Below are 13,705 nucleotides of genomic sequence, written 5' to 3' on the forward strand. Positions count from 1 at the left end.
CATCCTTATCGTGAATCGTGGGTTTCTTTGGCCGCAGACAAACGCCACGGCAAGCGACGACGCAGTTGCTTCAAACGCCTGCGCAGTTCAGCCGGTGAAGGCGGACTTCCGGCGTAACGCTGCGCCTGAAATTCTCTGACAAACGCGTCGATAGCTTCGGCATGCGCCGGTAACAACAACGCGGCGCGGCGCGAAAACTCCTCGGCGCCCTCACCCCGCAATCGCCGCAGGCCATGACGGGCCAGCACTCTTTCGAACGCGTTGAACAGACGAAGTTGCGAGTCACTTTCCCTCTGCCAGGGTTTGAACACCCACAACGCAAACAGCCCCAGAATCAAACCCAGCCCTGCGATGAAAGCAGGTGCTTGCAGACCGGAAAACCAGCGATTGAGTACCCGCAACTGCTCCTGCCCCTGATAGCCGAGTACCCAACGCTGCCAACCGTAGTTGAGGTTGTCCCAACTCAGACGCAATGAGTTGATCCAGGCAACATTGCGGTACCGCAGTGCCGACATGGGGGAGTCTTCGAGAAACGCTTCATCCGCTGCCAGTGCCTGCTCAAGCCCCTGCTCGATACGTTGCGGCGCGACCGCAGCGGTAGGGTCAACACTGCGCCAGCCGACACCCGGCTGCCAATATTCAACCCAGGCGTGAGCATCAAACTGGCGAACGGTGAGGTATTGGCCGTCCGGGTTCAATTCACCGCCCTGATAGCCGGCCACTACCCGGGCCGGGATTCCCGCAGCGCGCAACACAAAGGTCATGGCCCCGGCGTAATGCGCGCAAAAGCCACGACGGCTGTCGAAAAGGAAGTCATCGATGCTGTCAGGACCCAGCGTCGGAGGCTTGAGGGTGTAGTGATAGGCTTCGCGGGCAAAGTAATCGAGCGTGGCTTGCACCAGCGCATCCGGCCTGGGGTAACGTCGCGCCAGATCACTGGCCCACTGCCGCGCCTGAGGGTTACCTTTGGCGGGGAGTTGCAGGTCCTGACGCTGAATGTTCTCGTTGAGTTGCGCCTCACGGGTCGCGTCCGGCCAGGACGTCACGCTGTAGAGCAACGACTGTTCGACAGGCCGCCGTCGCTGCAAGCGAAAATCGTTCATCTGGCGCACATCTGCCAGCGTGCTTTCACCTACGTCCAGACTCGATAACCAGGGCCGACCACTGGGCTCCATCACGATGCTGTAACTCAGCGGATCACCGCGCTTCTGCCATTGCGGCATCTGTACCGTCTGCGCCCGCAGCGACTGTGACCAGCGCCGACCGTCAAACTGCTCAAGGGTCAGAGAGCGCCAGTACAACTGGTTGCGCGCCGGAATAGGCCCTTCAAAACTGGCGCGAAACACCAGTGCTGCCGACTTGCTCAACTCGGCCATGTCACCCGGCGCCATGCTGTCGGAAAGCCCGGTAAGCCCCCTGTTGCTAGGCTGCGGCAACGACCAGAGCGGCTCCAGTCGCGGAAAGAACAAAAACAGCAAGAGCATGAGCGGCACTGCTTGCAACAGCAGCTTGAGTGCCAGCTTCAGACTGCTGCCTTGGCCACTGGCTTGAGCGGAGGATTGCAAGCCAATGAGTGCCGCCAACAGCATGCTGACCGGCAGCAGAGTAAACGCGGCCCATAGCAAGTTATTTTCAAACAGATAGCCGATCACAACGCAAAAGAAACCGAGAAAGATCAGCACCAGCGCGTCACGTCGACTCTGCATTTCGAGCATTTTGAGAACGAATGCCGACACCAGCAAAGCAGCGCCGGCTTCCAGCCCGACCAGACTGCCGCGAGCCAGAAACACCCCGCCTGCGGTGCCCACCAGCAGGCCGCCTTTGATCCACGAGCCGGGATGACGGGCGCGCATGCGAAAGATTTGCACACGCCAAAGCGTACAGGCCAGCCACAGAGCAATGATGATTCCGGGTATGTGCTGAATGAACGGCACGACGACCAGCGCCTGCGCCAGCAGCAACCAGATCAGACTGGTACGCGGGATCGGCAGGCTCAGGCCGGATGCGGCACCGCTCATTGCCGCACGCCATACAGCGCCAACGCGCGCAGGCAGGTTTCACGATGTTGATTGCCGCTGTCGACCGCCGACAGAAAACCCGGCAGACGCAACGCGAAAGGCTGCTGCCGCTGGGACAAAACCACCACCCAATAACACAAACGCGACAGCCGCTCTTCGATGTCACCGCCCAGTGCCATGAAATCCAGACATAAATCGTGGCCGCTCAGATCAGTGAAATCCTTAAGCAGCAGCCCTTGGCCCCGGGAATAAGCCTTCCAGTGCAGACGACGTCGATTGTCACCGGGTTGATAAGTGCGCAAGCCTTGGTAATCGTCGACACCCGGCCCCTGAGTCGCGAGCCCCTGATCCTCGGCGTGGGGTTGAACGCCTTCGAGCAGTGGCATGGCCCCCGCCACGGGTCGAGGATAAATCAGCGCATTCTGCTCCAGATCCAGCCAGCTCCAGGTACGCAGAATGCTCAAGGGGAAGACGCTTTCGACCCGCAGCCGAGGCGCTCGCAACCAGCCGCGATTTTGCGCGGGCAAGCTCAGTTCGACCTCGACCCGCTCCTCCAAGGCAATATCGATTTGCTGCAGTTGCTCGGCGTCCCACCCCAATGAAATGGCCTGATGAGTATGGCCAGCGCTTTCAAGGCGCAGCTTCAATTGCACGGTCTCGCCGACGAAAACCGAACGCGCAACGCCAGCACTGATCACTAGGCCGCTCAGGTTACGGTAGGTGTGCAAGATCCCCAGAAACGCCATCGACAGCAGCAGGAACGTCAGGCCATAAGCCAGGCTGTTCTGATAATTGATCGCCACCAGCAACATTAAAAACAGCACCAACGCGAAGCTGCCACCGGTACGAGTGGGCAGGATAAAAATGCGCCGATGGTCGAGCTGGACCCGCGAAGCCGGCGGGATACGACGCGCCAGCCAGCGCTGCCAGAACGGTTTGAACTGTTCGATCAAAGTGCCGGCACCTCACGCAACAGCCATTGGACCAGCGCTCCTGAGCCATGCCCGGTGGGGTCAGTGCGCTCGCGCAAACGGTGGCCGACCACCGAGGGCAAAATCGCCTGCACGTCTTCCGGAATCACGTACTCGCGTCCGGCCAACAGCGCCCAGGCCCGTGCAGCACTCAGGATCGCCAGACTGGCGCGTGGCGACAGCCCGTATGCGAACTGTGGCTGAGCACGGGTCGCGTCCACCAGGCGCAGCACATAATCAACCAACGCGTCGCTCACCCGCACTTGCCGGACCAGTTCCTGAAGCACTCGCAGTTCGGCGTGGTTTAGCAGTGGTTGCAGACGAGGCACGAGATCCCGACGCGATTCACCCAGCAGCAAGGCTTTTTCTGCCGAACGTGCCGGATACCCCAACGAAAGACGCATCAGGAAGCGGTCCAGTTGCGACTCGGGCAACGCGAAGGTGCCGCCCTGGCTAAACGGATTCTGAGTGGCAATCACGAAGAATGGATCAGGCAGCAAGCGCGTCGTGCCTTCGATAGTGACCTGCCCCTCCTCCATGGCTTCGAGCAACGCGCTCTGACTTTTGGGCGTGGCACGATTGATCTCGTCGGCCAGTACCAGCTCAGCGAAGATCGGCCCTGGGTGGAAGGTGAACTGCCCGGTTTCCCGATCGAATACCGAGGTGCCCAGAATGTCCCCCGGCAACAGATCCGAGGTGAACTGAATTCGCTGAAAACTCAGGCCCAATACTTTGGCCAGAGTGTGACTGAGGGTGGTTTTGCCCATGCCGGGCAAGTCTTCGATCAATAAATGGCCACCGCCGAGCAAGCAAGTCATTGCCAGTCGGATTTGCGGCTCCTTACCCAGCACCACCTCGTTGATGGCGTTAAGGCACTCATCAAGTTTTCTGCCCATCGAAAACACTCTCCAGGCGACTGCCTATGGCTAAAAACGGGACTGCTGTGCAGTCACAATAAAGTTAGCGTAGGTGTTTTCGCCAGAGAGAAGAGGAAATTGGTACGGGAGGATGGGAATGTTGACCGAAAAACAATTGTGGGAGCAGTGCTTGTGCGCGATAAACGATAACGCGCTATGCCTTCTGGCTGCGTCTCATGTATCGCGGGCAAGCACCGCTCCCACAGGCGCGACCTACTCGACTTACCTGCCTGCGCGGGATTCACGGATGTAGAAGCGGGCTTTTTCGGCTTTTTCGGTGCAACCTTCAAATGCTTCGAATTGTTGCTGGGTCTTGGCACCGGTCAACAAGGACAAGGCCTTGGAGTAGCTGACCGTACCGGCGAAGCCTTCAGCCTTGGCCAGATCAAGTTCCTTCCAGGCCGAATCCAGTTGCGTCCCGCAACTTTCGCGATAACCGGTTTTACCCGCGCAACCAGTGAGAACCAGAGCAAACAAGGGCAGGACAATCCAGGCTTTCATCGGTGTTACCTCAAGAAGAACTATCAATGGTGCAGCTTTGACGGTGACACGAACTGAAAGTGCCATTACCGGGGCCGCAAGCGTAACTGTTTTTTACTGAAATAGAGCCTTCACACCACGCAAATGAACGATAAAAATAGCCCGATTCAAGCGTATGGTGGATCAATCTGACTTGAGGGGCCTTTCATGAAAAAACGTATAGCACTGGTGCTGGGTTCTGGAGGCGCTCGGGGTTATGCGCATATCGGTGTCATTGAGGAATTGGAGCGCCGCGGCTACGAGATAGCCTGCATTGCGGGTTGCTCCATGGGCGCAGTAGTCGGCGGTGTCTATGCGGCAGGTAAACTCAGGCAATACCGGGAGTGGATCGAAAGCCTGGACTATCTGGATGTACTGCGCCTGGTAGACGTCAGTTTCCGCCTTGGGGCGATTCGGGGTGAGAAAGTATTCGGGCAGATCCGCGAGATCGTCGGTGAAATCAATATCGAAGACCTGCGCATTCCCTACACAGCAGTGGCTACCGACCTGACCCATCAGCAGGAAATCTGGTTTCAGGAGGGCTGCCTGCATCAGGCCATGCGCGCCTCGGCGGCCATTCCCAGCTTGTTCACGCCAGTGATGCAAGGTAATCGCATGCTGGTAGATGGCGGCCTGCTCAATCCCCTGCCCATCGTGCCGGTGGTGTCCAGCCATTGCGACCTGATCGTCGCGGTCAATCTCAACTCGACCACCCAAGGGCATTATCAATTGCCGGTGATCGAGCGCCCGCCAGCGGTTAAACGGCTCGTGGATCAAATGATCAGTTCGCTGGGTTCGCGCCTGCCGTTCCGACGCAAGCTGGACGCCGGTGCCAACGAGGTGTTGCACCTTTCTCAGAACACGCCCAAGGCAAGCGCTGCGACGATTGACAATCCCTGGCTGGAATCCGCCGACCCGCAAGGTCAGCAACCCGCCGCAGCCCCTCAAGGCGAGAGCGCGCCGAAGTCCGCTACGGGATCAGTCATCATCGACAACGTCGGCCCGGCGTCGCTGCTGGACCTGATCAACCAGAGCTTTGAAGTGATGCAGACGTCACTGGCGCAGTACAAGATCGCCGGGTATCCGCCGGACATCCTGATCAATGTGCCAAAACGCGTGTGCCGGTTTTTCGAGTTTTACAAAGCCCCGGAACTCATCGCCCTGGGCCGGGAGATCGCCAGCGATACGCTGGATCGGTATGAGGCGGAGCATCGAGGCAATAGCTGAAGCGCTATTGGATGACTCATACCCTGTGGGAGATTCTATGTTCGCCCACGTCATCAGTTATTCCTGTGGGAGCAGAGCTTGCTCGCGATAGGCTGGAAGCGTTCTAAAGTGAATCGCGTACCGCTTTATCGCGAGCAAGCTTTACTCCCACAGGTATGCATTCAGTCACAAAAAGTGTTCAGGCCTCCCGCAACCGGTACCCCACCCCCGCCTCGGTCACGATAAACCTTGGCGCGGCAGGGTCATCCGCGAGTTTCTGGCGCAAATGACCGACCACAATTCGCAGGTAATGGCTGTCTTCGGTGTGGGTCGGGCCCCAGATGTCCTTGAGCAGTTGCTGCTGGGTGATGACTCGTCCTGGATGCCGTGCCAACTGGGCCAGGACCGCGTATTCCTTGCGGGTCAAAGCCACTTCAACCCCATCCAGCAGCACCCGGCGATACGCCAGATCCACGGTCAATGGACCGAATACCAGCGCCGCCCCCTGTTGTTCGCCCGTGGGAGCCTGACGCAACAGCGCGCGAATCCGGGCCAGAAACTCCTGAATGCCAAACGGCTTGGTCACGTAGTCATTGGCGCCACCATCGAGCGCCTCGACCTTCTGTGCTTCGCTGGCTCGCACCGAAAGCACCAGTACCGGGACGCTGGACCACTCGCGAAAATCGCGCAGCACCTGCTGGCCGTCCATGTCCGGCAAACCCAGATCCAGCACCAATAAATCGGGCTTGCTCAGCGCGGCCTGGTTCAAGCCCTCAGCACCGGTCCCGGCCTCCAGCACTTTGTAGCCTTGGGACGCGAGGCTGATGCGCAGAAACTTGCGAATCTGTGGCTCGTCGTCGATTACCAGAATGGTTGCGGTCTGACTCATGATTACCCTGATTCTTTAACGTAAAACCGGCTCAAGACAGCAGTTCCGCTTCGCTTTCGCCCTGAGGCTGAGCCTGCAGCGGCAAATATAAAGTGATGCACGTGCCATGACCATCGATGCCCTGACCAACGCTTATCCGGCCGCCATGCGCGCCGACCATACCCTGACAGATGGCCAGACCCAAACCTGTGCCCTGCCCGCCGCGATCACCCCGTGCAGCCGTATAGAACATGTCGAAGATCTTTGCCCGTTCCTCTTCTGGAATGCCCGGCCCTTCATCACTGACCGCAAAGAACAGCTCGCCATCAATAGCACCGGCTTCAAGTTCAAGACGGCCATTCACCGGCGAAAAACGTGCAGCGTTTTCCAGCACGTTGACCAGTGCCTGTTCGATCAATGCCGCATGGACATACAGCAGCGGCAGCTCGCTGGGGAGCAAGGTTTTGACCTGCAATGGCGCCAGCACCGCCCGCAGGCGATTCAGCGCACTGCCGACAATATCCCCCGGCGATACCCAGTCCCGCGCCAGCTTCAACGCGCCGTGACCAAGACGGGTCATGTCCAGCAGGTTCTGAATATAGCGATCCAGACGCTCGGCCTCGTCGCGCGTGCCCTCGAGCAATTCCCGCCGATCTTCAAGAGGGATGGCTTCGCCCAGCGCCAGTAGACTGTCGATGCTGCCACGCATGGCTGTCAGGGGCGTGCGCAGATCATGGGACACCGACGCCAGCAAAGCACTGCGTAACTGCTCGGTTTCGCCGTGCAAACGCGCCGCCTCCAGGTCATCCGCCAGTTGCGCGCGCGCCAGCGCCTGAGCCAGCGGTTGGCTCAGCGCAATCAACAGTCGACGCCGTTGCGCAGTGAAATCCTGCCCCGTACGCGCACTGACACCCAACAACGCCAACGGTCCGTCTTCGCCGGATAACGGCCACCACCACCAGCGACTGGACGGCAACGTGCCAGTGCCATAACCGGCAGGTTGATCATGCTGCCAAGCCCAGTCAGCGGCAGCGCGCTCAGACTCAGACAGTTGGGCGCTGCCGCCTTGCACCTTCCAGCCGTTCGGGCCGTCACGCTCTATCAAGCAGATTTCCAGCTCCTGCCAGCCGCTCAAATGCTGCACGGCAGCGCTGAACACCGCCTGGCGATCCGTGGCGGCCGTCAGTTTGCGCGACAGGTCGAGCAACTCGCTGGTTTCTTCCTGCGTTTCACGCAAGGCTTGCATCTGGCGACGCTGACGGGCCGCAAGGTTGCCGGTTAACGCCGACATCAGCAGGAAAAACAGTAAGGTCAGCACGTCTTCTTCGCGCTGGATACTCAGGGAGAAACTCGGGGTGATGAACAGAAAGTCATAGGCCAGAAACGACAGAATCGAACAGGCCAGTGCCGGTCCCGTGCTGGTCCGCACGGCCACCAGCAGCACCGCGGCCAGAAACACCAGCGAGATGTTCGGCAAATCCAGCACGCTGGACACGGCCCAGGCAAAGGCGCTGGCCAATACCGTGGCGATCACCGCTGATAAATAGTCCTGCCAGCGGGCGGGACGCGAAGAACGCACCCGGGGTTGATCGGGTAAAGGTTCGCTGTCCAGCACGCTGATTTCCAGCCCGTGAGCTTCGCGCAGCAGACGTTCAGCCACCCCGCCACCGAACCAGCGACGGCGCAGTCGTGGCTGCGACTGACCAACCAGCACCACGCTGGCGCGGCGTTCACTCGCGTGCTGGATCAAGGTTCTCGCCACTTCCCCGGCCCGTAACAACACCACTTCACCGCCCAGCCGTTCGGCCAGTTGCTGCGCACTCTGCAGACGGGCACGATTTTGTTCATCGAACGGTCGGCCATTGTCGACATGCACCAGGCTCCACGGCAGGTGCCGCCGCTGAGCGACACGACTGGCGTGGCGCACCAGTCGATCAGCATGCACATCGCCATCGACGGCGACCAACAGGCGACCACGAACGGCCGGTGCAGCCTGCCCCAACTGGCGATACCCCTGAGCCAGATCGTCGTCGACCTGAGCCGCAGCCGTCTGCATTGCCAGCTCACGCAAGGCGGTCAGATTGGTCTGGGTAAAGAACGCGTCGATGGCTGCGCGAGCCTGCTCCGGCACGTACACCTTGCCGTCGCGCAGACGCTCGAGCAGTTCACGCGGAGGCAAGTCGATCAGCACCAGCTCATAAGCTTCCTGCAACACCCAGTCCGGCAAGGTTTCCCGGACCTGCACGCCGGTAATGCCGCGGACCTGATCGTTGAGGCTTTCCAGATGCTGAACGTTGACCGTGGTGTACACGTCGATGCCAGCGGCCAGCAGTTCTTGAATGTCCTGCCAGCGTTTGGCATGGCGACTGCCGGGGGCGTTGCTGTGCGCCAGTTCGTCGACCAGCACCAGTTTCGGTTTGAGCCTGAGCAGACCGTCGAGGTCCATTTCTTCAAGCGTCACGCCGCGATATTCCGAACGAACCATCGGCTGCTGCGGTAAACCGCTCAGCAGCGCCTCGGTCTCGGCCCGGCCGTGGGTTTCCACGACCCCGGCGATCAGCGCCACACCCTGGCGCAACTGAGTGTGGGCGGCCTGCAACATGGCGTAGGTCTTGCCCACACCCGGCGCAGCGCCGAGAAATACCTTGAGCCGACCGCGCCCGTCTCCGGGCATCTGGGCTAGTAACGCATCGGCACGGCCGGAATCACTCATATTGCTCACTCAAAGCTGTGCTTGTTGTTGCGCAGACGGTAACTCATTCAGGCTGCGATTCAAGTTCAAAACGTTGACCACTGGCGGACCGATCAGCGGCCGCGAGGTATTAGCCTCGATCAAGCTCTGGACTTTCTCCAGAGACAACTTGCGCGCTGCGGCGACCCTTGCAGTCTGGTACGCCACTGCCTCAGGTGAAAGGTGCGGATCAAGACCGCTGCCGGAAGTCGTCAGCAATGCCAACGGCACCGGCCCCTGAGCTGCAATGAGTTCTTTTGCGGCATCTTCGCTGATCCGCGTGGCCAATGCCGGATTGCTCGGAGAAAGGTTGCTGGCACCACTGGCGACCGTGGCAAAAGCACCTGCAGAAGGCCGCGAGTGGAACCACTCGTCTCCGGTGAAGGACTGGGCGATCAACTGCGAGCCACGGACCTTGCCGTCGGCGTCATGGATCAAGCTGCCGTTGGCCTGGTCCGGGAAAGCGAATTGGGCAATGCCGGTGACGGCCAACGGGTAAACGACGCCGGTGATGAGGGTCATCAAAACCAGAAGGCTCAGGGCGGGACGGATGATGGTGGACATGGTGAGAATCCTCATAAATTGATTTTGAAATGCAACCTCTTGTGGGAGCAGAGCTTGCTCGCGATCGGGTTCACAAATAATCGCGGGCAAGCCCAGTTCCCACAGGCCCGTTTGCCTTCAGTTAAACCAGGTGAAGCCCAACCAGAATCAAATCAATCAACTTGATCCCCACGAACGGCACGACAATCCCGCCCAACCCGTAGATCAGCAGGTTTCGGCGTAACAGTTGCGCAGCATTCGCGGCCTGAACACGCACGCCGCGCAGGGCCAGCGGGATCAGCACCACAATGATCAAGGCGTTGAAGACGATGGCCGAGAGAATCGCGCTCTGCGGGCTGGCCAGTTGCATGATGTTCAGCACGCCCAGTTGCGGATAGATAGCCGCGAACAGCGCAGGCAATATCGCGAAGTATTTGGCGATGTCGTTGGCAATCGAAAAGGTTGTCAGCGCGCCACGAGTCACCAGCAATTCCTTGCCGATCTGCACCACGTCCAGCAGCTTGGTCGGGTCGCTGTCGAGGTCGACCATGTTGGCCGCTTCCCGTGCGGCTTGCGTGCCGTCATTCATCGCCATGCCGACATCGGCCTGCGCCAGTGCCGGGGCATCGTTGGCACCGTCACCACACATCGCGACCAGACGACCGTCGTTCTGCTCGGCACGAATACGCTCAAGCTTTTTCTCCGGCGTGGCTTCGGCCAGCACATCATCGACGCCCGCTTCAGCAGCAATCGCCGCAGCGGTCAGCGGGTTGTCACCGGTGACCATCACGGTGCGAATGCCCAGTTTGCGCAGCTCGGCAAACCGTTCGCGAATGCCTGGCTTGACCACGTCCTTGAGGTGAATCGCGCCGATCAACTTCTTGTCGACACACACCAGCAACGGGGTGCCACCGGTCTTGGCAATGCCGTCTATTTCCCGGGCCAGCGACGCGGGCAAATCACTGCGCTGCATGTCGACAAAAGCCAACAGCGAATCCACCGCGCCTTTGCGATACACCCGGTTCTGATAGTCCACACCCGACAACCGGGTTTCAGCGCTGAACGGCACGCCGGTGACGTCGGCAGGTTTTGGCTCGACCATCGGATGCAGGTTGCGCAGGTATTCGACGATGGATTTACCTTCCGCCGTGTCGTCAGCCAAAGAGGCCAGCAGCGCGGCTTCGCTCAGCTCTTTCGGGGTCACACCCGGTGCAGCATAGAGTGCACTGCAACGGCGGTTACCAAAGGTGATGGTGCCGGTCTTGTCCAGCAGCAGCACGTGCACATCCCCCGCCGCTTCCACTGCACGGCCGGATTTGGCGATCACATTGAGACGCACCAGGCGGTCCATCCCGGCAATCCCGATGGCCGAGAGCAAGCCGCCAATCGTCGTCGGAATCAACGTCACCAGCAGCGCCACCAGAAACACCAGCGGCAAACTCCCGCCCGCGAAGTGCGCGAAGGGTTGCAGCGTGACCACCACCAACAGGAAGATCAGCGTCAGACCGATCAGCAGGATATCCAGCGCCACTTCGTTGGGCGTTTTCTGCCGCTTGGCGCCTTCCACCAGAGCAATCATCCGGTCCAGCGTGGATTCACCGGGGTTGTTGCTGATGCGCACCAGCAACCAGTCGGAGACCAGCCGGGTATTGCCGGTCACCGCCGAACGATCACCACCGGATTCACGAATCACCGGCGCGGATTCACCGGTAATCGCCGCTTCGTTGACCGCCGCAATACCTTCAATGACCTCGCCATCGCCGGGAATCATTTCCCCGCCCTCGACTCGCACCACATCGCCTTTACGCAGGATGCTGGCGTTGACCACGCTGAAACGGCCCGACTCGTCACGACGACGCGCCGTCAGGCCTTCGCTGCCTGCTTTGAGGCTATCGGCCCGCGCCTTGCCGCGCCCTTCCGCCAAAGCTTCGGCGAAGTTGGCGAACAGCACGGTGAACCACAGCCACAGGGCGATCTGTACCGCAACGCCAGTGGACACTGCCGGATCGGGAATCAGGCACAGCACGGTGGTGAGGATTGCAGTCAGTTCCACCACCAGCATGACCGGTGAACGTGCTAACTGACGAGGATCGAGTTTAACGAACGCCTGGATCAGCGCCGGGCGCCACAAGGCGGCGAAGCCGGTTTTCACAGCCTCGGTTGCAGGCTGCGCTTGCACTGGTTTTGGTTCGGGAGATGCGGGTTTGGCAATGTGCATATTCATGGTCGGCTCCTCAGAAACCCAGACTCAAATGTTCGGCAATCGGCCCTAGAGCCAGGGTTGGCAGGAACGTCAGGCCGCCGACAATCAGGATCGTCATGGTCAGCAAGGTGACGAACAGCGGGCCGTGGGTCGGGAAGCTGTTCAGGCCCAGCGGCGCACTCTTCTTCATCGCCAGACTGCCAGCCAGCGCCAGCACCGGCAGGATGTAGCCGAAGCGACCGATGAACATCGCGAGACTGAGCATCAAATTGTGGAATACGGTGTTGGCGCTGAAGCCACCAAATGCCGAACCGTTATTGGCTGTGGCCGAGGTATAGGCGTACAGCAACTGACTGAAACCATGCGGGCCGGGGTTACTGACCGACGCTATCGAGCCAGGCAGACTCGCGGCGATGGCGCCCAGTACCAGCACGCCCACCGGCATTACCAGCAAGGTAGCGACCAACAGCTTGACCTCTTGTGCTTGCAGCTTTTTACCGAGGTATTCGGGGGTACGGCCGATCATCAACCCAGCCAGAAACACGGCGATCAGCACATTGAGCAGCATGCCGTTCAGGCCCACGCCGACGCCGCCGAAGATCACTTCGCCAACCATCATGTTGGCCAGCGCAACCATGCCGCTCAGCGGGTTGAGGCTGTCATGCATGCCATTCACCGAGCCGTTGGACGCCGCCGTGGTCGCCGTCGCCCACAACACCGTGCCGGTTGTGCCAAAACGGCTTTCCTTGCCTTCCAGAGGTGCGGTCTGCTCCACGTTGGCGACATTCAACGTCGGATTAGGCTGATATTCGGCCCACATCGACACGGCACCGCCGATCAGCAGCAGGGTCAGCATGCAGGCCATGATCGCCCGGCTCTGGCGCATATCTTTGACGTAGTGGCCGAAGGTGAACACCAGCGCCGCCGGAATCATCAGAATCGACGCCAGCTGAAACAGGTTGCTCCACGCGGTCGGGTTCTCGAACGGATGCGCCGAGTTGACGCCGAAGAAGCCGCCGCCGTTGGTGCCGAGTTGTTTGATCGCGATCTGGCTGGCAGCCGGCCCCATCGGCAGGCTTTGATCAGCGCCCTGCAGAGTCAGCGCATCAATGTAGTGAGCGAAGCTTTGCGGCACGCCCTGCCAGACCAGCAACAACGCCAACACGATGCACAATGGCAGCAAGCCGTAGAGTGTGACGCGGGTCATGTCGGTCCAGAAGTTGCCGAGATTCTGCGTCGAGCGACGGCTGATACCCCGGCAGAACGCCAACAACACGGCGATACCGGTGGCAGCGCTGACGAAGTTCTGCACGGTCAGGCCAGCCATCTGGCTCAGGTAACTCAACGACGCTTCGCCGCTGTAGGCCTGCCAGTTGGTGTTGGTGACGAAACTCATGGCGGTGTTGAACGCCAGTGACCATTCCATGCCTGGCAATTGCTGCGGGTTAAGCGGCAAAGCGCCCTGCCCCAACAGCATCGCGAACAGCAGGATGAAACCGGCAAGGTTGAAGGCCAACAAGGCCCAGAGATAGGTTTTCCAGTTCTGCTCGACAGCCGTATCAACTCCCGACAGGCGATAGCAGAGGTTTTCAACCGGTCGCAGAACCGGCGTCAGCCAGGTGCGTTCGCCCTCCACCACTCGGTAATAGAAGCGCCCCAACAATGGCGCGGGCAGCAGAACCAGTGCGAGGAAGGCCAGAATCAATAGATAGTCATAACTGTGCATGGC

The 13,705-nt window shown here is 60.0% G+C and carries 10 protein-coding genes; 1 reads left to right on the forward strand and 9 read right to left on the reverse strand.

Translation table 11 applies throughout. The features are described 5' to 3' along the window. Positions 1-5: 5 nt before the first annotated feature. From AUC60_RS09670 to AUC60_RS09685, 4 genes are all read right to left on the reverse strand, one after another. Positions 6-2,018, reverse strand: coding sequence for a transglutaminase TgpA family protein (locus AUC60_RS09670; RefSeq protein ID WP_087266174.1), 2,013 nt, complete (start codon positions 2,016-2,018; stop codon positions 6-8). Then, a complete protein-coding gene (locus AUC60_RS09675; protein ID WP_087266176.1) occupies positions 2,015-2,971 on the reverse strand; it encodes a DUF58 domain-containing protein in 957 nt (318 codons plus the stop codon). The genes AUC60_RS09670 and AUC60_RS09675 overlap by 4 nt, the downstream gene beginning before the upstream one ends. Further along, complete coding sequence (locus AUC60_RS09680; RefSeq protein WP_087266178.1) at positions 2,968-3,885, reverse strand: AAA family ATPase; 918 nt, start codon at positions 3,883-3,885, stop codon at positions 2,968-2,970. Before AUC60_RS09680 ends, AUC60_RS09675 begins: the two co-directional genes overlap by 4 nt. A 243-nt stretch (positions 3,886-4,128) precedes the next feature. Further along, entirely contained in the window at positions 4,129-4,407 is a 279-nt protein-coding gene (locus AUC60_RS09685) for a hypothetical protein (RefSeq protein WP_027901763.1), read from the reverse strand. Positions 4,408-4,593: 186 nt separating this feature from the next. Here AUC60_RS09685 and AUC60_RS09690 point away from each other — a divergent pair, with 186 nt between their 5' ends. Then, entirely contained in the window at positions 4,594-5,652 is a 1,059-nt protein-coding gene (locus tag AUC60_RS09690; RefSeq protein WP_087266180.1) for a patatin-like phospholipase family protein, read from the forward strand. Positions 5,653-5,830: 178 nt separating this feature from the next. On the opposite strand, the gene AUC60_RS09695 is transcribed toward AUC60_RS09690, so the two are convergent. The 5 genes from AUC60_RS09695 to kdpA form a co-directional block, all read right to left on the reverse strand. Beyond that, positions 5,831-6,520, reverse strand: coding sequence for a response regulator (locus AUC60_RS09695; protein ID WP_087266182.1), 690 nt, complete (start codon positions 6,518-6,520; stop codon positions 5,831-5,833). Positions 6,521-6,551: 31 nt separating this feature from the next. Then, the gene (locus tag AUC60_RS09700) at positions 6,552-9,212 is read right to left on the reverse strand and encodes a sensor histidine kinase (RefSeq protein WP_087266184.1); all 2,661 of its coding nucleotides are present in this window, start codon (positions 9,210-9,212) and stop codon (positions 6,552-6,554) included. Positions 9,213-9,221: 9 nt separating this feature from the next. Then, a complete protein-coding gene (gene kdpC, locus AUC60_RS09705; protein WP_087266186.1) occupies positions 9,222-9,794 on the reverse strand; it encodes a potassium-transporting ATPase subunit KdpC in 573 nt (190 codons plus the stop codon). A gap of 121 nt (positions 9,795-9,915) precedes the next feature. Then, on the reverse strand, positions 9,916-11,997 hold the full coding sequence (kdpB, locus tag AUC60_RS09710; RefSeq protein ID WP_405624386.1) for a potassium-transporting ATPase subunit KdpB: 2,082 nt from the start codon (positions 11,995-11,997) through the stop codon (positions 9,916-9,918). A 10-nt stretch (positions 11,998-12,007) separates the two neighbouring features. Further along, positions 12,008-13,702 (reverse strand): potassium-transporting ATPase subunit KdpA, encoded by a 1,695-nt coding sequence (gene kdpA, locus AUC60_RS09715; RefSeq protein WP_087266188.1) that lies wholly within the window; start codon positions 13,700-13,702, stop codon positions 12,008-12,010. Positions 13,703-13,705: the final 3 nt, after the last annotated feature.

This window comes from Pseudomonas caspiana, assembly GCF_002158995.1.
GTDB lineage: Bacteria > Pseudomonadota > Gammaproteobacteria > Pseudomonadales > Pseudomonadaceae > Aquipseudomonas > Aquipseudomonas caspiana.